The following is a 21,368-nucleotide window of genomic DNA, read 5'->3' on the forward strand; positions in this document are numbered from 1 at the left end:
AATCCGAGTAAAATAAGAAGATAGTGAACACGAAAAGGAGTAATTGATTATGCCGAAAATTGGTTCGCACGTTTCGTTCTCAGATAAAGGTCTGTTAAATGCGGCTGAAGAAGCCATTTCATACGGATCATCTACATTTATGATATACACGGGGGCTCCGCAAAATACGCGCCGCAAACCGATCGAAGATCAATATATTGAAGAAGGGAAAGCACTAATGGACAAGCATGCGATTCATGAAATCGTCGTGCATGCTCCATACATTATCAATCTAGGGTCTTATAAGGAAGATACGTTTGATTTAGCCGTTCGTTTCCTACAAGAAGAAATTCGTCGAACGGATTATATCGGTGTACGCAATATTGTTCTTCACCCTGGTGCTTACACAGACAAAGACGCTGAGTATGGGATTGCCCGTATTGCTGAAGGCTTGAACAAAGTGCTCGCCGGAGTGAAAGATACGAACGTCAACATCGCGCTGGAAACGATGGCAGGCAAAGGGACAGAGATCGGTAGAAGCTTTGAGGAAATCGCGGCTATCATGGACAAAGTAGCGGATAACGGCAAGCTGACTGTATGTATGGATACATGCCACATTCATGATGCTGGTTATGACATTGTTAATGATCTTGACGGTGTTCTGGATCATTTTGACCGTGTAGTGGGCATAAACAAGCTGGGCGTTATTCACTTGAATGATAGTAAAAATCCTCGCGGAGCAAGTAAAGACCGTCACGCGCCTTTAGGTTCAGGTTGGATTGGTTTCCAAGCCATGAATAACGTGGCTCGTCACGAGAAGTTACAACATCTGCCTATGATTCTGGAAACGCCTTGGATCGGTAAAGAAGACAAAACCCAACGTCCTATGTACGAGGTTGAGATTGCGCTGCTTTCGGGTAATTTAAGTGGACGCTTTGGCGGGGAGTTCCTAGATCAAGTCGAGAGAATCGATCATTTGTTTGGGAAAAAGGATATTCATTATCGTGATTTTATTTTGAATACATGGGATATTTTGAAAAACGATGCGAAAGCGAAGAAAGCGGACGGACGCGAGCCGCTGGAGCGACTGTACGACATCGTGCATGAAGAGGGTCTATTGCCTGAGCTTAGCGAGGAGCAAATCAATCAACGTCTGACCGTATGGCTCGCTGGTCAAGAAGTGCTCAAGCAAGCTTAAGTTAGAGGCAGATAAGATTGAATGCTTACGAAGAAAGTTTTTCTGACGGAAAAGTCTTAGGGGGTTAACATGGAACGAGGAAACAACATAAACAGAGCGAGAATGCTTATTTCTTGCCCGGATCAGCCGGGTATTGTAGCGGCAGTTTCGCATTTCTTATTCGAATATGGTGCGAATATCGTGCAATCCGATCAATATACGATGGACCCAGAGGGTGGTATGTTTTTCATTCGCATCGAGTTTGATTTAGAAGAGCTTGCTAACCGCGCTGAAAAGCTGAAGCAGGATTTTGCAAGTGTCGCTGAAAAATTCTCCATGGATTGGAGTCTTTCCTTGGCAAGTCAGAAGAAGCGAATTGCTATCTTCGTATCCAAGGAAGATCATGCCCTGCTTGAGCTGCTCTGGCACTGGCGTGCAGGTGATCTCAACGCGGATATCGCGATGGTGATCAGTAATCATCCAGATATGCAATCGTTGGTAGAACCATTCGGAATACCTTATCATCATATTCCCGTAACAGCAGATACGAAAGATGAGGCTGAACGTCGCCAGTTAGAAGTGGTGGGAGACCAAGTTGATGCTATTGTGTTAGCTCGCTATATGCAGATCGTGTCGCCATCTTTTATTAAACACTATGCGAATCGAATTATTAACATTCACCACTCCTTCCTACCGGCATTTGTTGGCGGGAAGCCTTACGCGCAGGCACATAATCGCGGGGTGAAAATCATTGGAGCCACCGCTCACTACGTGACGGAGGAACTAGACGGTGGACCCATCATTGAACAGGACGTTCAGCGTGTAAGCCATCGCGATAACGTGGAAGATTTGAAGCGGATCGGTCGTCACATCGAGCGTATTGTTCTCGCTAGAGCTGTATCGTGGCATGTGGAAGATCGCATTATCGTCCATAACAATAAGACGGTTGTGTTTAACTAAACGGAATGACGGGTTGGATCCTTTACATGGATTCAGCCTTTTTTTTATACAAATTCAAACTTCTCATAAGTTAAATGAATGATTTCTCTCTATTACAAGAAAATAATGAATTCAGTGGTTTATTGTGGCAAAGCCTCAAAGCAAATGGTACAATAATGCAAGCGAGAAAAGTCACTTGTATGTACAAGTAGTTAAATGATGAAACTATAGAAATGTAGGAGGGAATTTTCGAATGACAGCAGCAAACCAAACTATTGAACAATTAGCCGTTAATACGATCCGTACTTTAGGTATCGATGCCATTGAGAAAGCAAATTCAGGCCACCCTGGTATGGTAATGGGGGCTGCTCCGATGGCTTACGTACTATGGAAACAGCATATGAAACACAATCCTGCGAATCCGAAATGGGTCAACCGCGACCGTTTTGTCTTGTCTGCAGGACACGGATCCATGCTGTTATACAGCCTGCTTCACCTTTGCGGGTACGACCTGCCGATGGAAGAGATTAAGAACTTTCGCCAGTGGGGAAGCAAGACTCCAGGACATCCGGAGTATGGCCACACAGCTGGTGTTGATGCAACGACGGGTCCTCTTGGACAAGGGGTTGGTATGGCGGTTGGTATGGCCATGGCAGAAGCTCATTTGAGAGAGACTTACAATAAAGAGAACTTCCCTGTTATCGATCACTACACCTATGCGATTTGTGGCGATGGCGATATGATGGAAGGCGTTTCCTCTGAAGCGGCATCTTTGGCTGCTCACCTTAAACTAGGTAAATTAATCATGATGTATGATTCCAATGATATTTCCCTTGATGGTGAATTGAACATGGCTTTTTCCGAAAATGTACAGAAGCGTTTTGAAGCTTACGGCTGGCAAGTGCTGCGCGTAGAAGAGCAGAACGATCTTGCTGCGATCTCCAAAGCGATTGCTGATGCAAAAGCGGATACAACGCGTCCTACGCTGATTGAAGTGAAAACAACCATTGGTTTCGGCAGCCCGAACAAAGGTGGTAAAGGCGGTCACGTAGGTCCTCACGGTTCCCCGCTTGGTGGCAGTGAAGTGAAATTGACCAAACAAGCATACGGCTGGCCGGAAGAGCCGGACTTCCTTGTTCCGGACGAAGTAAGAGCTCATTATGCAGCAATTAAAGTCGAAGGCGCTGCAGCAGAACAAGCTTGGAGCAGCTTGCTGAACGATTACATCAAAGCATACCCAGAGCTTGGCAACCAGTTCACGGCAGCTGTGAATAATGAACTGCCTGCTGGATGGGATGCAGACCTTCCTGTTTACAGCACATCGGACAAGCCGCTTGCTACGCGTGCAGCTTCCGGTAATGCTATTAATGCAATTGCGGGCAAATTGCCGCAATTGATTGGCGGTTCCGCTGACCTTGCAAGCTCGAACAACACGATGATCAAAGGCGAAATAAACTATTCAGCAAGCAACTACGCAGGCCGCAACCTATGGTTTGGTGTACGTGAGTTCGGTATGGGTACAGCGCTGAACGGTATGGCTTTACATGGCGGTCTTAAAGTATACGGAGCCACATTCTTCGTATTCTCCGACTACTTGCGCGCATCTATTCGTTTGGCAGCTCTTATGCAGCTTCCTGTGATCTACGTTCTGACCCATGACAGTATTGCGGTTGGTGAAGACGGACCTACGCATGAGCCGGTTGAACAACTGCCAGCGCTTCGCGTTATTCCGGGCATCACCGTTATTCGTCCTGCGGATGCTAACGAGACATCAGAAGCATGGCGCTATGCGTTGTCCCAAGCAACAGGTCCTGTTGCACTCGTCTTGACTCGTCAAAACCTGCCGATTCTTGAAGGCGCAGTGGAAGGTGCCAAAGCGAACTTGAGCAAAGGTGGATATGTCGTGTCCGAAGCTGCTAACGGTAAGCCGGATGCACAAATCCTTGCAACAGGTTCCGAAGTACAGCTCGCTGTAGCTGCTCAGAAGCTGCTGCAAGAAGAAGGCATTAACGTACGCGTCGTAAGCTTGCCAAGCTTAGAGCTATTCGAGAAACAGTCCAAAGAATACAAAGATTCCGTTATTCTTCCTGATGTGAAAAAACGTCTTGCGGTTGAAATGGCGTACCCACTTGGTTGGGAACGTTATGTGGGTGACCAAGGTTCGATCCTCGGAATCTCCACATTCGGAGCCTCCGCGCCTGGTGATGTTGTGCTCAAAGAATACGGCTTCTCACCTGAGAATGTTGTAGCGAGAGTGAAAGCATTGCTCGGTTAATAAAGAGAGCAAAGGTATCAAGAGACTTCGCACCGCGCAGGCTTGACTGAAATTTAAGCGCGATGCGAGCGAGCCTAACTCGTATAACAAACAGCCATTGCACGCCTGGTGCGTGCATGGCTTTATTTTTAGTAGATAAGAAAGTATAAGTTGTATACTTTTGCTTCGCATCTACCTTGACAAACGCGTCGTCCTAGAAGGACGACGAAGTCGTTTATTCTTGGTTAACTTGAGGGGGAAATATGTCCATGTCCAGCTTTGAAAATGTAACTGTATTAACGAAAGCCAATGTTTATTTCGACGGTAAAGTCACCAGTCGCACTGTGCAGTTTGCAGACGGCACCAAAAAAACACTCGGCATTTTACTTCCGGGCGAGTATGAGTTTGGAACAGATGTGAAAGAAATTATGGAAATCCAAGCCGGTGAGCTGAACGTTTTGCTGCCTGGCAGCAGCGAGTGGATTACGATCAATGGAGAAGGCGAATTTACAGTTCCTGCGAACTCGAAATTCAAGCTTGAAGTGAAAACAGTAAGCGATTATATTTGCTCTTATATTAGCGAGTAATTGGTTCCGAGCCGTTCGCGGCGCCGATTCAAAAACCCGTTCTTCCATCGGACTATGCATACACTGGTCCAAGTGAAGAACGGGTTTTTTATGCTGTCTTACAAAAAACGGAAAGGATACGCAGCATATATAGTGTTTCTTCATCGTGCAGCGGATAAGTAACGCCGCTAAATATCAGAAATAACCTACCTTCTTCCCACTGGCGGGAAAGAAGGTAGGTTTGGTTTGTTAGAACCAGAACTTATACGTTTAGAAACGGCTACAGCGCATATTCAATATGATCCTCAATATACTGCTCCAATTTGATCCGCACATAAGGCGGCAAACCGGAAAGCATACAGCCGTAACGGAATTCGGAGCCATTGGTTTCGATCCGAATGACGCGCGCCGTGATCGGGGGAAGCTCCGCTTCCTGCGGGAAGTGAATGACGATGAACATGTCCGGCGCCAAGGGTGAGCTGGATGTGATTTGCAGTCCGCTCTCTGACAAGTCAAAGAGTGTGCCGTCGATGTTCTGCCCGGAGAAAGAGCCTTCCTGCTCCCACTGATAAATAGAGAGCTTCAGTCTGATGTCGAGCTTCACGCGCATGTTCCGGCGGCGCTCGCGGCCGGAAAGTGGAGAAGCCGGCGTTTCCTCAACGGAGAGGGACTCCTTCTCTCTACTTACAGCTTGTCCGATCCAATCCTCGTAGCATTGAATAACAGCGCTTAGGTCCTCTTCGCCGAGTCCTTTGCTGAGGCCCATCTGGATCAAGCCTGTCGCTGCTTGCAGCATAGGAGCGGGCATTTGGAACTTGCTTGTTAGCTCTTGAGCAAGCACCAGGTCCTTCAGCATCAGCTTCAGGGAGAATTGATTGCTGAAGTCTCGATCGAGGATCTTGTCGGCCTTCAGCTCGACCTGCTTGCTGTTGGCTCCTCCGGAGCGCACGATCTCGAGGAACTGAACAGGATTGATGCCTGCTTTGGTTGCAATGGACAGTCCTTCGGCCAAACCGACTAAATTAATGCCCACCATCGTGTTATGGGCAATCTTGGCATAAGAGCCAGAGCCGGACGGTCCCAGATATAGGGCCTTGCTGCCAAGCGCAAGGAGTAAGTCTTTGTGCTCGTCGAATACCTCCTTGTTACCGCCAACCATGAAGGTCAGTGTGCCGGCTTCAGCAGCAGGCTTGGTGCCAGTGACAGGCGCATCGAGGAAGTCAACAAAATGAGCCTCAAGCTCCTCAGCCAGCTTCTGACTGGTTTGTGCAGCTACTGTACTGGAGTCAATAATCGTAAGTGCTGGATGAAGTCCGCTTAAAATCCCTTGTTCGCTATAAAAAGTGTCTAGTAAAGCAGCGTCATTGCTAAGCATGGTGAAGAGTACATCTGAACTTTTGGCCGCTTCTGCCGGTGTTCTTGCCAGTTCAGCACCAAGACGCACTAATTCGTTTGCTTTCTCTGTCGTTCGATTATATACCGTAACCATATAACCTTTTTTGATCAGGTTAGCTGCCATGGGATTACCCATTGTGCCAAGTCCAATAAAGCCGATACGTTTCATGTACAATCACCTCTAACTTTCATTTTATCATGGGAATTCCTACCTGTGAATGCCTTCTTTACTTGCATTTATGTGGGCAAATAAGTATGCTAGGAAAAGGAAAAAAATAGAGGTGGAGGCGAGTTTAGTGAGTAACAAACTACATTTTGACTACAGCAAAGCGTTATCCTTCTTATCCCAACATGAAGTGGATTATTTATCTGCTCAAGTAGAATTGGCGCATAATCAGCTTCACAACAAAACAGGTGCAGGCTCCGATTACTTAGGATGGGTGGATCTTCCTGAGAACTATAACCGTGAGGAATTTGCCCGCATTCAAGCCTCAGCTAAGCAAATTCAATCTGATTCGGACGCATTAGTCGTGATCGGGATTGGCGGTTCCTATCTGGGTGCTCGCGCAGCAATTGAGATGCTTTCTCATTCATTCTATAACATTTTGCCTAAAGATAAACGCAAGACTCCGGAAATTTATTTCGTTGGAAACAACATCAGCTCTACATACGTAACTCACCTGCTTCAAGCACTTGAAGGCAAAGATTTCTCGGTGAACGTGATCTCGAAATCCGGTACAACAACAGAACCGGCGATTGCTTTCCGTATTTTCCGTGAATTACTGGAGAAGAAGTATGGGAAGGAAGCTGCTCGCAAACGGATCTACGCAACAACGGATCAAGAGAAGGGCGCACTTAAAACACTGGCAACAGCTGAAGGCTACGAAAGTTTTGTGATTCCGGATGATGTAGGCGGGCGTTACTCCGTACTAACGGCAGTTGGCCTATTGCCAATCGCAACGGCCGGCATTGATGTAGAGGCGATCATGAAAGGTGCAGCAGACGCACAGCATGAGTTCTCCAATCCCAAATTAAGCGAAAATCAGAGCTACCAATACGCAGCTGTGCGTAACGCGCTTTACCGCAAAGGCAAAACGATCGAAATTCTTGTGAATTATGAGCCATCGCTGCACTTCGTTTCCGAATGGTGGAAGCAATTGTTCGGTGAGAGTGAAGGGAAAGACTATAAAGGGATTTATCCTGCTTCAGTAGACTTCTCAACGGATCTGCACTCCATGGGCCAATTCGTTCAAGACGGTAATCGTATTCTGTTCGAAACGGTCATTCAAGTCGATCAAGTGGCTGATCATATTACGATTGGTACGGATGCGGACGATTTGGACGGGCTGAACTTCCTTAGTGGTCAAACGATGGACTTCGTGAATAAGAAAGCTTTTCAAGGTACGATGCTGGCTCATACGGACGGAAATGTCCCTAATCTGATCGTAACGCTGCCGGATATGACACCTTATTCTTTCGGATACATGGTGTATTTCTTCGAGAAAGCTTGCGGAATTAGCGGATATCTTCTTGGTGTGAATCCTTTTGACCAACCTGGCGTTGAAGCTTATAAAAAGAACATGTTCGCGCTTTTGGGCAAACCGGGCTACGAGAAGGAAAAAGCGGAGCTGGAAGCACGCTTACAACAATAAGACACGTATGGAATTGCCAAAAACGACCAATCCTATCGGGTAGGTCGTTTTTTTGTTCGAAAAATCCCATTATTTGTATGGTAAATTTTCTTTCTATATTGTCGAAGTGAAAGGTTGTGTGTAGAATATAATGAAACAGATGTTTCCTTCTACCATGAAAGGTCGGCTATGCTAGCACATTTCAAAACAGTCCAATCGTACGGGTCGTCGGAAATTATCATTAAGAAGTCGCGTTTCATCGGCCATGCCAAGCCGGTATATTCCGAAGAAGAAGCTATTCTATTTATTGAAGCTATTAAGAAAGAACATAAAGTGGCTACGCATAACTGTTCTGCCTATGTAATCGGAGAGAGGGATCAGATCCAGAAGCAGTCTGATGACGGGGAACCGAGCGGTACGGCGGGCAAGCCGATTTTGGAAGTTATAAAGCATCAAGGACTCAAGAATATTGCCGTAGTCGTTACACGTTATTTCGGTGGCATTATGCTAGGCGCTGGGGGACTCATTCGCGCTTATACAGATGGAGCCGTAGTAGGTATTGAAGCAGCGGAGCCTATCTATAAAGTCAATCACCAACAAGTGTTGATTGAGGTCGATTATACATGGTATGGCAAACTAGAGAATGAGCTTCGTAATCAGGGTATGCTTCTGGGGGAGATTCAATTTACGGATAAAGTGACCGTAACCTGTTTTCCGCTGGCTGCAGAAGCTGAGTCATTCATGAGTTGGGCAACGGATGTTACACAAGGACAAAGCGTAATTATTTCAGGGGAACACGCATACATCGTTCATAAGAATCTGCCTCTATAGGCAGGTTCAAGCCCCAACTACAATTTCATAACAGCTAAGGATGCGGAGGGATAGGAATGGCTAGGAAAGCAGTCGCACAGGAACTTAGCAGAGAACGAATACTTGCGGAGGCGCGGGATTTATTCAATACTTTTGGCTATCGCGCTTTAACGATGCGCAGCATCGCAAAAGCAATGGGGTACAGCCACGGTGCATTGTATTACCATTTTAATGAAAAAGCAGAGCTGTTTTATGCATTGATAAAGGATGATTTTTCCATGCTTCTGCAGCGGCAACGGGAAATGATCGTTCGCGAGCATGGCTTTACTTCGAATCTGCTTCAGAAATTGATGATGGAATTCGTATGGTTTGGTCTGAATAATCCAAATCATTACGAAATGATGTTTATGATTAATGAACCTGAGCTGCAGCAATATTCACGTACAGAGCAGGCCCAATGCTTGGAAATGTTCGCGACGGTCCTTAAACACGTCATACCGGATCAGCCGGGCACCGAAAGTAAAAAATTTACACTTCCATGGAATTTGTTTATGTCTTTGCACGGTCTCATATCCTATTGTATTCAATTCAAACAGTCTTACGAAGAAGCGCGTAAACTAACGGATGAGCACATTCGTCTGATTTGCCAAGGCTTGGATTTGAATGCTCCAGAACAACAGCGGTCCCATGTTACACTGGTCAGTCATGAATCGGCATAATGGATTATTATATAAAATCTCCAAGGAAGTTAGACGACTGTCTTTCTTCTTTTTTTTGTAGATAAGCGTACGTATTTCGATCCGCAGTGTAGAACGATTACGGATCTCCGAGCGACGTGCTCAGGTCAATACACGAAGATGGCGCTGAAGTCCTTCGGTTAAGCGGGATTTCGTCGCTTTTTTTGTTCTTGAGGGCATGAGCAATGGCAACCGCATCCAAGTCGTCTGTCTTACACCAACTTAAGGCACTTGCACGTTCTTCGAAGGTGGTGTAGGCATTGAGGATTTGCACATGGTATCCCATTGAGGACATCTGTACTTCTTGCGTTTTATCCAACTCCAAAAGTGCTTTTGGCGTCGGGGTCGGCTTTAACATGCTGAGACCTTCCTTTCTTTGACGGGGGCGCCTAACGAACTCAGCAAGCCTTATTGGATCAAATGACAAAGAGTTATCGTTTTAACGAACTCCAGACGCGTTATTGCAAGTAAAAGCTCATCACTTCAATAAAAATCGACTCTATAACGTCGCTTCAGTTCGTTAGATAAATGGACAGGCTTATTTTTCGCCGCTAACAACCATACGATTCGTTAGCGTAGACAACACAACTAAGGAGTTGCTTCATTGTTCGAATGGCTCCTGTTGTGGAAGCAAGCACAAAATGGTAGAGAACCTAGCTTCAGGCTTCAGGCTAGGGTTATCCTTGGTTGCCAGAGATCTATATTTTACAATATCCAGATTGTGCTTTAGAATAATGAACAGAGAAGCAAGGAAGGGTGAACTTAGAGCGATGGATTTATCCGTATGGTCGGAAGAAAATGTAGAATATATGTTTGAAGAAATTAAGAAGAAACTGCGCATGGCAACGGGAGGATCTATCAAAGCCTCGAATGTTAAGCAAGAAGTATATGAGGATTTGAAGGACCTATATGATATGGTCATCAGTAAAGACAGATTCAGCATCAGTGAAATTGATGCGATTACTTCTGAACTGGGCAACATTCGTAAAGCATAACTGGGTATTTCGAATAAAATGCTGCTTTTCCAGCTTTCTTAGCCGGGAAAGCAGCATTTTTTTGCTCTGTACGTACATGCGCGTATTTTTGCAGGAAGATGGACAGCTATACAAGCGATATCACTCCCTAAGCCGTACACTGTAGAGTAATGTATCTCTGGTTACTAAAGGAGGTGGACGTTCGTGGCAACCCCAATTCGCAAAGAAGACGTTCGTAAATTGGTCGGTAAATCTATTATCGCTATTCGTAAAGATGGAACAAGCGTAACAGGCAAATTATTACGTATCAGCGGTAACACGTTGATTGTCGCTCCTCGAACAGGCAAAAAAGTGCATACGAAAGCAATTGTTCCGTTGGTTTTGTTTGATTTGCTGGCAATCGGTACTTCACCGTTTGCATTCGGTGGCTATGGTGGTTACGGTGGAGGTTTTGGTGGAGGTTTCGGTGGTTACGGCGGAGGCTTCGGAGGTTTCGGTCCAGGACCAGGATTCTGGTTCTAAGGCTTCAAGAAAAGGGCTCTTTCCTTTGGGGAAGAGTCCGTTTTTTTTTGCACCAAACCAATGAGAACCGAATAGGCTAACTTACAAGTTTAAGCGGAATGGACTGGAACTTGACCGCAGAATGGAGTGAGCCTTATGCCGAGTTCGATTGTTTTTAACATGATCAATATTAATAGCTTAAATACGAATGCGACCATCGGGATCGGGGAGAATGCGCAATCCAGCTGGGATTCTCACAGTAAGAACAACTATGGAGCCGGAGAGTATATCGGGAATTCGGTATCCACGAATATAATAAATTTCATTTTTGATAATGATTTTATTGATGCTCCGATTAATGATCAGGACTTCAAGCCAGCTGTTACTAATCAAGTGTAGGTGAATGCCATGCTTAGGTATTTACCAGTTCCTTCAGATCCGCCACTCATTCAATTTGATTCGATTCATGTTACTGCGATCTCCGATGCTTCGGGTATCTTTATTGGCACGAATACGCAAATTTATTGGTCAACCAGCGGAAAACAAAACAGCGGGCTAGGCTCCGTATCGGGTGCCAACAATTATGTGCTTAACAATATCAACACCGTTTATGATAACGACATTATCGATGCCCCATATACCAAAGGCGATTTGATTATTGGCCGCGTCTAAAGGGTTGCCTCGGCAGAGACTTCGGCCTGCGATGACTGGGGAGGTTTTGTTGGTTCGGAAGAAGAGTTATTCACAGCTGATGTATAACCAGCCTGTGCTTGCGTCGTAATCATGGTCTGAAGCCACTCAGGTGTTTCGTTATCACCAACATTAAGCATATCGATGAAGTCAGAATCATTGAGCACAGAGCGGGTGCCGACCAATTGGTTGTTATCACCTTCCACAGCGCCAAAGCCTTGGACGGTTTTCTGATTGCTTTGGAAATCAGTAGGCCAGTTATTGCCCATGTTTATGCAAGACGCGCTTTCTACGGAACCTATACGGATAGAGCCAATAATGAAGGATGGCGACATGAAGGATGACATGTTAAGTACCTCCTGTTGATTTGGGGTGTGGTATGTACCTATAGCCGGTCGCTGTCCGTTCTGTATGCGGGATGGACGGCTTGGACTCCGCGGCATCCCATTGTGGTCTTGCTGGTTGTGCGCGGCTACTCGTGGCGTCGCTCTTGCTGAATGTATGAGCATGCTTAGGCGTATTATCTTGGCTATCAGTTTTGAGGGTACTTGTGCCATGACTGCCTGCTTTTCCTGTCGTTGTTGTTTCGCCGCTTGGCGGAGCTGGTTTGGAAATATCGGCCTTTATGAAAGCCTCGTTAACTTCATCGTGCTTGCCTTCTTGTTTGGCTCCAAAATTGTTGCCCAGATTTAAGGAGCCACTTAGCTCTTTAATATCAAGCTGGTCGAGTCGAAAGGTTAAATTTTCGAGGACAGGTTGATGAATGTGCAGGGAATCTATGTAAATGTCTGGACGCTTGGCAACTAGGTCGGCCAGATGTTCCTCCAGCTTTAATAAACGAAGCTCTAGTTGACGAACGGATGGGTCTTTTGGTAAAGAAGGAGCCGGCTGTTGTTTGGCGATGGGCGGCGACGGGGGGGGCGATTTTTTCTGAAACCACATAAGGATTTCAGCTCTTTCGTAATGATGGTTTCACATCAAAAGTGTCTCCATCTTGGACAAGATGTTTGCCCCCTAGGATAACATTCTGTTCCCCCTTCACTTCGCCAAGGCCTTGATTAACCTTCTCAGAGTGACGTCTGCCAATGATCCGATTCGTACCGTTGTTCACACTGGATGTTTGCGTGATTTCATCGATATGAATAGATTGAAATTGAATTTTCACCATCGTAATCCCCTCCATATCCTTGTCTTCGCTCTACTTATGTATATGGGGACAAATGCAGATTCATTTCTGTTTTTATAAACAAATAACGTCCGACCGCTGGGTCGAACGTTAGGTGAATTGAATAGGTATCACTTTTTCTCCGTCCGGAGGGGCAAGTGGAATCCGAATAATGAGCAGCCCATTATGATATTGTGCCTTCATCTGTTCCGTTATTGCCCTGCCAGGCAAGCGGATAACTCTTTCGAAAGCTCCAAAGAATCGCTCAGCGAGGAGCATCTGACTATCCAACACTTGATAAGGGCGAACGAGATCCCGCGCATCAGCAACGATTGATCACGAAAAGAAAGCTGAATTTGTTCAGGTGACGATAAGCCGGGCACTTCAGCTACTACAACGAGTTCCTTCGGTGTTTCATACATATCTATTCTTGGCCCCGTGAGTGGAATGATACTGGCAATGTCCTGCCAAAATTCGGGGCCAGAACATCCCCGGCTTGTGCCGAGATGCCTTTCCAATCAGGCTTAGGCGGACGGTTATCTGGGGCTTGCATCTAGCATCACCTGACTTCTACATGAAAAGTAGCGCTGGTAAACAGCTTTGCTACTAGCTTATGTGAGTAAGCGGTGAATTATGGCACTCCTAGTGACGAGCTATCGCTGTGGAGGCCGCTGCTGTGCAAGCTGCTGTTGCGCCATGCGCACCAATTCGCGGACCATGGCCCCGCCAATCGGCCCGCCGATTCTTCCGGCATCCTCAGAGCTAAGCTGTCCGTTGTAGCCTTGTTGGAGGGGGACGCCGAGGGTTCGGGCCACCTCATATTTGACCAGATCGGGACGTTCCATGTTTACTTGATAACCTTGATTTTTCATTACTTGTGCTTTAAGCAGTCCTAGTCCATGTTCTGCTCCTGGTACGATTGCTCGGTTGCTTCTTCTTCGTGCCATTAGGAATCACCTCTTTAGAGTTAAGATACCCCTAGAAGATTCCTAATACTCTCTTTTTTTTTGCAAATGCTCGGTTGAATCATGAGGGGGTCGAAACGTGAAATACTTATGTCCTGCATAATTTCCGATCATATATAAGCCATTTCCGATAAGGATTGCGGCATTATGCAGCCATCCTGCGCTCACGTTAGGCCATAGTGAAGCCGCGGCTTCAGCAAGCAAGTAACTAAGACCATACGAGATGCCGTAACAGCTCAGGATAACAATGCCAAATTTCCACCAACTGCTGCCAACACTCGCTTTGGAACGAAATGTAAATGTACGGTTCAACGTATAGCTGACGATAGCTCCGATCGTATTGCCGGCAAATGTCGATATCCAATAATTGAGATGCAACAGATTAAAAAAAACGAAGCTGGCAGTGAGTCCGACTAATGTATTGAACAGACCGACTAATAAGAAGCGGGCGAAGCTGCTATGAAGCCATTTTTTTAACTGACTCATCTTAAGATCGCCCAACGGTGGATGCTTGACTGACGTGAGCCACCGCTGCTTCCTTTTTCCGATCCTCAGTATGCAAGGTTAAATCTTTCTCAATTACAAAGAGAGGACGTTGCTTCACCTCTTTATAAATTTTGCCTATGTATTCGCCAATTAAGCCCAAAGCGAGAAGCTGAACCCCGCCGATAAACCAGACAGATAAAATGAGCGAGGTCCACCCTGTGACATTGGCACCCCAGATTTTTCCTATAATCGCGTATAAGGCAGCAACAACACTCATCGCAAACAAGAGAAATCCCATCAGTGTCACGAAACGGATGGGTGTTACACTGAATGAAGTAATGCCGTCGAAAGCAAAAGCCAGCATTTTACGCAGCGGATATTTAGATTCACCCGCAAAGCGTTCCTTACGGTCATAGTAAACCTTGGTTGAGGGAAAGCCGAGAAGCGGTACCATGCCCCGGAGGAATAAATTAACTTCTTTAAACTTTTCCAAGTTTTCTAAAGTTCGTCGACTCATTAACCGGAAGTCTGCATGGTTATAGTGGATTTTTACGCCTAGTGAAGTCATGAGTTTATAAAAGCCTTGGGCTGTTGCTCGTTTAAAGAATGTATCCGCTGTACGGTCTTGTCTCACACCGTAGACGATATCATAGCCTTCTTGGAATTTATTCACAAATTCACGGATGACATTCGTATCATCTTGCAAATCAGCATCAATGGAGATGACACAATCGGAGTAGTCTTTTGCTCTCATTAGCCCTGCAAGCAAGGCGCTTTGGTGACCGGCATTTTTGGCTAACTTAAGACCGGTGACAAAGGTATTGGATGCATGAAAACGTTCAATTAGCGACCAGGTCGCGTCCTTGCTGCCATCATCGACAAGCAGCATGGTGCTGGAGTCGGCAATTCGTCGATCTTCGATCAAGGAATCCAGAATAGCGCTTAATTGAAACACCGTTTCTGGCAATACTTCTTCTTCGTTATAACAAGGGACCACTATGGTCAACACGGGATTAGCCACAATTCCTCGTCTCCATCCTAAATTAGTCATCGGATATTATGCTTTAAGCCTCCATTATAACGCAAAAAGGGTGGAAAAAGTAAACGGCTGAAACGGAGATTCACGTTCCAGCCGCTTTGGCTAATTACCAACCAAATCCGAAGGTACTAATAACAATAACCAAGAGGATGTATAAAACGAGGATTATAGATGTGCCAGTATAAGGTACAGCAGTTCCGCAACCACAACTCATGCTAATCCCTCCCTTCACAGGATTACTATATGTAGCTGAACAAGCGGGCGTATAGATGAATGCCCTGTTCTATGAAAAATTTTTGGTCTAATGACTTGTAGTTCCCTGTCCAGCATGAAAAAACTTCCCACCGATCCATTTAACAATGGGGATGGGAAGCTTCTATATGAACGAGTGGCAGAATCGTATCAAGCAGTCCAGGGAATCTGGCTTGCAAATCATCCTTGCGAAGGGTTGTGTAGCGCATGGTGCCCTCCATACGTGTGTGAACCAATCCCGATTCACGAAGTACCTTCAAGTGATGGGAGAGCGTAGATTTCGGAATATCAATTTCGATAGCTCCGCAGTACAACTCGCCTTGTTCGTGTAGTCTCTTGATCACACGAAGTCGAATCTCGTCGCTTAATGCATGTAAGATGGCCGACAATTCAAGATCGTCCCTAGCAGGATGGAAGAGAGGTCTCATTGTAGACATTCACCTGCCCGTTAAAAGGATGTAAACTCTTACAATAGTATATCATATTTGGATTTAGGATCAAATGATGCCACGGAGCCCTCGGATTTGTATCTGATGTCTACTCGTCTTGGCGGTGTGATGTGTATGCTTGCAGCGATTGGATGCATCGTTGCCTCCTCTTTGCTTCTAGCAGAATAGAGCAGACCCATTTTACCCGCGGACCAGATCTCTAACTAACTTGAGTCATTCGAAATTCACTTGAAATGGCACAAATAGGCAGACCCGTAGCGATATACAAGGGAATTAGCGATGCTAACTCAAATATTAAGCCCCAGGCTATGCCTGGGAGAACTGAACAGGAAGAGCCGTGAGGGATGATGGAAAAAACATTGAAAGAAAATTATTCAAATCATCTAGGCTTAAAAATGTCGCCTTTACCTCTCCATGTGTTCCCCCAATAGAGCTTATACGAGGAAAAGCAAAAGGTGCTATGGTTTCAAACCATAGTACCTTCTGCTTTTTACCAATGGAACCATGATAAGTTCGGCTGGAATCACTTTTTCACTAAATTGAAATCATCAAATGCTGCCCAATTTCCTGCAAGAGCGTTGGAGAAAGCACCGACTGTGACGGTCCCCGTTGTCACCGTAATATTATCAATGACAAGCTGCGTCCAAGTATTAGGAATAGAGGCTGCTCCGATGTCACTATAGAGGGGCGTTCCCCCATAATTGCTTACTTCTAATCGCACTGCACTTTGACCACCGCCTGAACGTACCCATACGGTTGCGCGATAGGTACCATTTGGCACGGAAACAGCTTGATACGCTGTTTGTTGATAAGCCGTGGAAGCATAATGAGTTAGTTTATAATTTCCAGTCCTAGGCGTACTCGTATCCACGCTTTGGGCGATTGCTTGACCTGTAGGGTGCCAATCACTCCAATTCGTCAAACTTCCAGTCTCTAATCCCGGATTCAATAAAAGATTCGTAGATGTGAATTGAATCCCGTTCAAATTAACACTGCCCTTATAAACAAGGTATACATCTTTAACACCGGATGCCCCGCTCAGCGTTGCACTATTTGTAACCCAGGTCTGCCATCCGCCCGTTGCTCCGACGGAAATGGTACCCAGCAATGTACCCGTTGCGCTGCCAGTCCTAACCTCGATCGAAGTGCTTGTTGTTCCTCCATTCGCTACACGAGCTGTAATCCCGCTCAATCCGCTAAGATCGACATTTTTGTACATAATCCAGCTTCCATTGGTCGCGTTGCCAATATCCAAACCACCACCTGTATCCGAGGATGTTTCCGGTTTAATGGAGTAAGCCTCATTGTAGGCAGAAGCTTTCAACGATTTGTCATTCTCAATAATCGTATTCGTGGTAGATTGTGTACCCAACCACTTAAAGGTAACCGCTGATTTGGCTGGAAGGGTATACGTAAAAGCTTGTTCACCCCATTTTACTTTAAACGTATTATTCGCACTCGTTTCGTTATAAGCGACTAACACTTTACTGCCATCCGGATTCTTCAAAGCAACATTGTGAATGCCTGAGGCATAACCGGTCGAAGCAATTCGAGCAGCGCCAGGGACCACGAATTTGCTTAAATGCCCCATGGAATAATAGGACGGTCCATACGTTACAGCACCACTGCTTTGATCAATCGCGACAAGTCCCGTACATGTGGTACAGCCACCATTGGTTGGCCCGTAGTTCGTATCAAGAGCAATATTCCAAGCAATGAAGTTTTTAGACCAGTGGCGAAGGGATTTGGTTAAGTTTTTCATATCCACATCGAACTGACCCGTCGTTGTGTCTGTCCATATCCCGCCTGTACATTCTGTTTCATAAATATCTTTGGTTGGATAAAGATAATGCGTCGTTGACATGATGGTTGCTTCGCCGCCGTAACAGTGCCATGCTGTAGCCGGTGTATAGCTCGCTGCGGCAGTATCACTGTAATAAGCAGGTACAAAGTCAACATCCCAGTTATGATCAAATCCAAAAATTTTAACATTTTTACCGCTCAATGCAGGGCCTAGATTGTTTTTAACAAAATTAGCCTCTTCCTGCGCCGTCAAATACATCCCCGGATACGTATCCGATGCCCAGCGTGGTTCGTTTTGTGGAGAAACCGCATAGATCGGCACGCCTTTCGCTTTGTACGCATCAACAAAATTGACGAAATACGTAGCTAAATCACCATAATTAGCCGTGTTGAGCGTCGCCGTTGTACCACCAAGCATAGAATTGTTTGCTTTCATCCAACCTGGAGGGCTCCAAGGGGTAGCCATAATTTTCAGATTGGTATTCAAGCTAACGGCTTGCTGCAAAAGAGGAATGATATTCGTTTCATCATGTGCAATCGAAAATGTGGATGTCGCCGTGTCTTTTAAATTGTAATTGCCACTTGCGGAAAAATCGGATGCACCTATCGGTTGCCGCAGCCAGCTAATACCGATACCGCTCGTCGGGCTAAACAAATTCGTCATTAATGTATTTCGAGCAGTTGAGCTCAGTTTTTGGTTCATTAAGTAGGCGGAGGAATCCGTGATGGACGCTCCGAATCCATCCACAGTTTGAAAGGCAACATTCTCATCCACGTAAATGGTGTTTTCATCCGTACTTCGGTAGGGTGAAAAAGTGATGTTACTCTGTGCCGTTAATTTTTCGGTAAGCGTTTCATTCGTACGCCATACATTAACGGTTTCTCCGGCAGCCGATACCTGATTAGGCTGGATGAATAAGAATGAAGAAGCGAGCACGCCAGTAGTTAGGGTGAGTGATACAATCTGGTTTACTAAGTTTTTTTTCACTGATCGTCCCTCCCTAGCATAAGTGGTAAAATAAGGACTTGTTATTTGTTTGTTTTTTGCTTCCATGCATCCAACTGCTTCTGAACTTCCGCAACCACTTTGTCAATTCCGGCTTTTTTGCGTTGTTCAATGTATTGCGCTAGTTTCTGATCTGAGCTTATGGCGCCTGTATTAAGAGCTGGACCATACTCATCATTCACAGCTTGAATATTCGCAATTTCACTTTGAACAGGCCCTGGATCAAAGGTAAACCCAAGGATTGGTGAAGATTTCGCTTCACTATTTTCCTTTAGCGTCAGATCACGGACTTCTTGATTTTGACCTTGTTGCATATCAGCGAGAAACCCATTGCCAAATACCCAGGTTTGGTTTGGATTATATCCGCTGTTATCTGTTAACTTAATGGTATTTGCGGATAGACGTGTATAATGCTTGCCTTCAATGCCGTAAGAAACTAAATTTAACAGCTCTTTGTTTGTATTCAGCAGGTTGAGGAACATAAGTGCACGCTCAGGGTTCGCTGAAGTCTTGCTTATCGCCTGCATGGACTGAATGATTGTATTTGTACCCACGAATGGATCGGACGTAGGTATAATGACGATATCTTGGCCGCCTGAGGCATTTTTCTCTTCTATTTCTCTTCCTGGTTTCAATACGTTATGGAAAGTAACGGCAAGCTGTCCTGCTTTCTTGCGATCATCAAGCGCTTTGACCGTAGGCGCATCTTTATTGATTAATCCTTTTTTGTACCAGCTGTTCATGAGATCCAAGTATTCCTTGTATTCCGGTGATTGAATGATATCGATGACTTTGGTCTTCGCATCATCGCGATAAATACCGACAATCGCTTCATTCGAGATGTATTCTAAATTGTTATAGGTCGTTTCCATATTTTGAAAGTTGCCAAGGCGCGTCATCGCAAATGGGATAATATCAGGTTCATTTGCCTTAATTTTCTCTAAGAAGGGTTCAATATCTTTGATTTTCTTGATTTTACTTGCATCAAGCCCATACTTATCAGCAAACCGCTTCTGAATGAGGAAGCCTTCTTTGTTCGTAATCGTTTGATAGTTAAGAATACTATAAGTCTTACCATCTACCTTTAAAGCTTCCCAAACGAGATCGGGCATACTCTTTTTCAATTCAGGAGCCACTTTCGGCAACAGATCATCAATTTGAGCGAAGGCTCCACGACGAGCGTTTTGAGCATAGTTAAACATCCAAAATGACGTCCAAGCAATATCAAAATTTTCATTCGCAGCGACCATAGTATTGAGCTTCTGCTCATAGCTGCCGCCGTCTGTCGGCATTAGTTTAATTTCTGCATTTATCTTGGCCGTAGTGATCTTATTAATCGCATCCTCGACAGCTTTGGTATCCGGTTGCACACTCCATTGCGGGTAATACCACGTAAGCTTGACCGGTTTAAGGGCGCTGCTGGTTGCCTTGCTATCAGCTGCTGGTGTGGCTGTATGACCTGGGTTACCCGACTTTCCATTGTCTCCTCCGCATGCAGACAAGATCAATGACGTACCCATCAACACGGTTGCCCCGAGTTGAATTCCCTTTTTTTTCTTAAACATTGAACAGACCTCCTAATGAATTGTATGGAAAGCGATTATTGAGAGCGTGATCATGCGGCAATAACCGTTTGCTCCTGTTGTTTATTCGCTTACTCCTTTAATGAACCAACGGTAAGACCTTTCACAAAGTAGCGTTGAAAGAACGGAAATATAAACAGCATGGGACCCGCCCCTAGAACAGCCAAAGCCATCCTGGTGGTCAAGCTCGGAAATTGTGATATATTTACATTTCCACTTAAATATTGCGAATTAGCTGCGTAGAACTCAATAGTATTCATGGTTCGGTACAACAATAGCTGTAAAGGCACAAGCTTCTCTTTATCGATAAACAAGAGCCCCAACCACCAATCGTTCCAGTAGACAAAAGAAATAAATAAGCCAACGGTAGCCAAGGCTGGTGTGGAAAGCGGCAGCACGATCGTAAAGAAGGTTCGATACTCACTTGCTCCATCCATTTTGGCCGATTCAATAATTTCTGTCGGCAGTCTATCCAGGAAGCCCTTCATGATCATGACATAAAAGGGATTGATGAGATAGGGAAGAATCAATACCCAGATGGTATCCTTCATATGTAGATATTTCACGATCATAATGTAGAAAGGAACTAAACCGCCATTAAACAGCATCGTGAACACCACGAGAAACGTCGTTGCATTGCGATACGGATAATCTTTACGAGACATGGTATACGCAACCATGGCGGTGAAGAGCAAGCTAACTAATGTACCGCCGATCGTAACCACAATCGTGATCATATACGCGTTAAGGAGAACACCAGGATGTTGAAAAACAACTTGATACCCTTTTAGACTAAAGTGATCCGGGATAAATCGATAGCCGTATTTCACTACACCATTTTCATCTGACAAGGAAACGGCTATCACTAACAATAACGGGAGCAGCATAGCAAGAGACACAAGTCCAAATAATACGTGCACGGCGCTGTGAGCAATGGACTCCTTCTTCTTTAAATTCATAGTAACGC

At 45.3% G+C, this 21,368-nt stretch carries 25 protein-coding genes; 12 read left to right on the forward strand and 13 right to left on the reverse strand.

Features of this window, described 5'->3' with window-relative positions:
• Positions 1 to 49: 49 nt before the first annotated feature.
• The 4 genes from FU659_RS15175 to ppnP all read left to right on the forward strand — a co-directional run bounded on the left by FU659_RS15175 (position 50) and on the right by ppnP (position 4,936).
• Complete coding sequence (locus FU659_RS15175) at positions 50 to 1,177, forward strand: deoxyribonuclease IV (RefSeq protein ID WP_147948362.1); 1,128 nt, start codon at positions 50 to 52, stop codon at positions 1,175 to 1,177.
• 69 nt (positions 1,178 to 1,246) lie between these two features.
• Positions 1,247 to 2,116, forward strand: coding sequence for a formyltetrahydrofolate deformylase (purU, locus tag FU659_RS15180; RefSeq protein ID WP_147948363.1), 870 nt, complete (start codon positions 1,247 to 1,249; stop codon positions 2,114 to 2,116).
• A 232-nt stretch (positions 2,117 to 2,348) separates the two neighbouring features.
• A complete protein-coding gene (gene tkt / locus FU659_RS15185) occupies positions 2,349 to 4,370 on the forward strand; it encodes a transketolase (RefSeq protein WP_147948364.1) in 2,022 nt (673 codons plus the stop codon).
• A 248-nt stretch (positions 4,371 to 4,618) separates the two neighbouring features.
• On the forward strand, positions 4,619 to 4,936 hold the full coding sequence (gene ppnP, locus FU659_RS15190; RefSeq protein ID WP_147948365.1) for a pyrimidine/purine nucleoside phosphorylase: 318 nt from the start codon (positions 4,619 to 4,621) through the stop codon (positions 4,934 to 4,936).
• Between the two features lie 259 nt (positions 4,937 to 5,195).
• On the opposite strand, the gene FU659_RS15195 is transcribed toward ppnP, so the two are convergent.
• Entirely contained in the window at positions 5,196 to 6,479 is a 1,284-nt protein-coding gene (locus FU659_RS15195; protein ID WP_147948366.1) for an NAD(P)-binding domain-containing protein, read from the reverse strand.
• 127 nt (positions 6,480 to 6,606) lie between these two features.
• On the opposite strand from FU659_RS15195, the gene FU659_RS15200 reads away from it, so the two are divergent.
• From FU659_RS15200 to FU659_RS15210, 3 genes are all read left to right on the forward strand, one after another.
• Positions 6,607 to 7,962 carry a glucose-6-phosphate isomerase gene (locus FU659_RS15200; protein ID WP_147948367.1) on the forward strand — a complete coding sequence of 452 codons (1,356 nt, stop codon included), beginning with the start codon at positions 6,607 to 6,609 and terminating at the stop codon, positions 7,960 to 7,962.
• Between the two features lie 168 nt (positions 7,963 to 8,130).
• A complete protein-coding gene (locus tag FU659_RS15205) occupies positions 8,131 to 8,772 on the forward strand; it encodes a YigZ family protein (RefSeq protein ID WP_147948368.1) in 642 nt (213 codons plus the stop codon).
• Positions 8,773 to 8,828: 56 nt separating this feature from the next.
• On the forward strand, positions 8,829 to 9,470 hold the full coding sequence (locus FU659_RS15210; RefSeq protein WP_147948369.1) for a TetR/AcrR family transcriptional regulator: 642 nt from the start codon (positions 8,829 to 8,831) through the stop codon (positions 9,468 to 9,470).
• 97 nt (positions 9,471 to 9,567) lie between these two features.
• On the opposite strand, the gene FU659_RS15215 is transcribed toward FU659_RS15210, so the two are convergent.
• On the reverse strand, positions 9,568 to 9,846 hold the full coding sequence (locus FU659_RS15215; protein WP_147948370.1) for a hypothetical protein: 279 nt from the start codon (positions 9,844 to 9,846) through the stop codon (positions 9,568 to 9,570).
• Between the two features lie 412 nt (positions 9,847 to 10,258).
• Here FU659_RS15215 and FU659_RS15220 point away from each other — a divergent pair, with 412 nt between their 5' ends.
• The 4 genes from FU659_RS15220 to FU659_RS15235 all read left to right on the forward strand — a co-directional run bounded on the left by FU659_RS15220 (position 10,259) and on the right by FU659_RS15235 (position 11,635).
• The gene (locus tag FU659_RS15220) at positions 10,259 to 10,483 is read left to right on the forward strand and encodes a DUF1128 domain-containing protein (RefSeq protein WP_147948371.1); all 225 of its coding nucleotides are present in this window, start codon (positions 10,259 to 10,261) and stop codon (positions 10,481 to 10,483) included.
• A gap of 183 nt (positions 10,484 to 10,666) precedes the next feature.
• Positions 10,667 to 10,984 carry a 50S ribosomal protein L33 gene (locus FU659_RS15225; RefSeq protein ID WP_147948372.1) on the forward strand — a complete coding sequence of 106 codons (318 nt, stop codon included), beginning with the start codon at positions 10,667 to 10,669 and terminating at the stop codon, positions 10,982 to 10,984.
• Between the two features lie 135 nt (positions 10,985 to 11,119).
• Positions 11,120 to 11,362, forward strand: a complete 243-nt coding sequence (locus FU659_RS15230; protein WP_147948373.1) for a spore germination protein — start codon at positions 11,120 to 11,122, stop codon at positions 11,360 to 11,362.
• 9 nt (positions 11,363 to 11,371) lie between these two features.
• Positions 11,372 to 11,635: a hypothetical protein gene (locus FU659_RS15235; protein WP_147948374.1), complete on the forward strand. Its 264-nt coding sequence runs from the start codon at positions 11,372 to 11,374 to the stop codon at positions 11,633 to 11,635.
• Here the strand turns inward: FU659_RS15235 and FU659_RS15240 are convergent.
• The 8 genes from FU659_RS15240 to FU659_RS15275 form a co-directional block, all read right to left on the reverse strand.
• Positions 11,632 to 12,000 carry a hypothetical protein gene (locus FU659_RS15240; RefSeq protein ID WP_147948375.1) on the reverse strand — a complete coding sequence of 123 codons (369 nt, stop codon included), beginning with the start codon at positions 11,998 to 12,000 and terminating at the stop codon, positions 11,632 to 11,634. The genes FU659_RS15235 and FU659_RS15240 overlap by 4 nt on opposite strands.
• 1 nt (position 12,001) lies before the next feature.
• Positions 12,002 to 12,595 (reverse strand): hypothetical protein, encoded by a 594-nt coding sequence (locus FU659_RS15245; protein WP_147948376.1) that lies wholly within the window; start codon positions 12,593 to 12,595, stop codon positions 12,002 to 12,004.
• A 7-nt stretch (positions 12,596 to 12,602) separates the two neighbouring features.
• Complete coding sequence (locus FU659_RS15250; protein WP_147948377.1) at positions 12,603 to 12,821, reverse strand: hypothetical protein; 219 nt, start codon at positions 12,819 to 12,821, stop codon at positions 12,603 to 12,605.
• Between the two features lie 108 nt (positions 12,822 to 12,929).
• The gene (locus tag FU659_RS15255; RefSeq protein ID WP_222708559.1) at positions 12,930 to 13,112 is read right to left on the reverse strand and encodes an Hsp20/alpha crystallin family protein; all 183 of its coding nucleotides are present in this window, start codon (positions 13,110 to 13,112) and stop codon (positions 12,930 to 12,932) included.
• Between the two features lie 359 nt (positions 13,113 to 13,471).
• Complete coding sequence (locus FU659_RS15260) at positions 13,472 to 13,765, reverse strand: alpha/beta-type small acid-soluble spore protein (protein ID WP_147948379.1); 294 nt, start codon at positions 13,763 to 13,765, stop codon at positions 13,472 to 13,474.
• A 42-nt stretch (positions 13,766 to 13,807) separates the two neighbouring features.
• Positions 13,808 to 14,269 (reverse strand): GtrA family protein, encoded by a 462-nt coding sequence (locus FU659_RS15265; protein ID WP_147948380.1) that lies wholly within the window; start codon positions 14,267 to 14,269, stop codon positions 13,808 to 13,810.
• A gap of 1 nt (position 14,270) precedes the next feature.
• Positions 14,271 to 15,320: a glycosyltransferase family 2 protein gene (locus tag FU659_RS15270; RefSeq protein ID WP_187274170.1), complete on the reverse strand. Its 1,050-nt coding sequence runs from the start codon at positions 15,318 to 15,320 to the stop codon at positions 14,271 to 14,273.
• A 341-nt stretch (positions 15,321 to 15,661) separates the two neighbouring features.
• Entirely contained in the window at positions 15,662 to 15,988 is a 327-nt protein-coding gene (locus FU659_RS15275) for an ArsR/SmtB family transcription factor (RefSeq protein WP_147948382.1), read from the reverse strand.
• A gap of 57 nt (positions 15,989 to 16,045) precedes the next feature.
• Here FU659_RS15275 and FU659_RS37200 point away from each other — a divergent pair, with 57 nt between their 5' ends.
• A complete protein-coding gene (locus FU659_RS37200) occupies positions 16,046 to 16,177 on the forward strand; it encodes a DUF6199 family natural product biosynthesis protein (protein WP_261807831.1) in 132 nt (43 codons plus the stop codon).
• A gap of 355 nt (positions 16,178 to 16,532) precedes the next feature.
• Here FU659_RS37200 and FU659_RS15280 read toward each other — a convergent pair whose 3' ends face one another.
• The 3 genes from FU659_RS15280 to FU659_RS15290 form a co-directional block, all read right to left on the reverse strand.
• Positions 16,533 to 18,800, reverse strand: a complete 2,268-nt coding sequence (locus FU659_RS15280) for a carbohydrate-binding protein (protein ID WP_187274171.1) — start codon at positions 18,798 to 18,800, stop codon at positions 16,533 to 16,535.
• A gap of 41 nt (positions 18,801 to 18,841) precedes the next feature.
• Complete coding sequence (locus FU659_RS15285; RefSeq protein ID WP_147948384.1) at positions 18,842 to 20,383, reverse strand: ABC transporter substrate-binding protein; 1,542 nt, start codon at positions 20,381 to 20,383, stop codon at positions 18,842 to 18,844.
• 89 nt (positions 20,384 to 20,472) lie between these two features.
• Positions 20,473 to 21,360, reverse strand: coding sequence for a carbohydrate ABC transporter permease (locus FU659_RS15290; RefSeq protein WP_147948385.1), 888 nt, complete (start codon positions 21,358 to 21,360; stop codon positions 20,473 to 20,475).
• Positions 21,361 to 21,368: the final 8 nt, after the last annotated feature.

This window comes from Paenibacillus sp. N3.4 (assembly GCF_008017805.1).
Taxonomy (GTDB): domain Bacteria; phylum Bacillota; class Bacilli; order Paenibacillales; family NBRC-103111; genus Paenibacillus_E.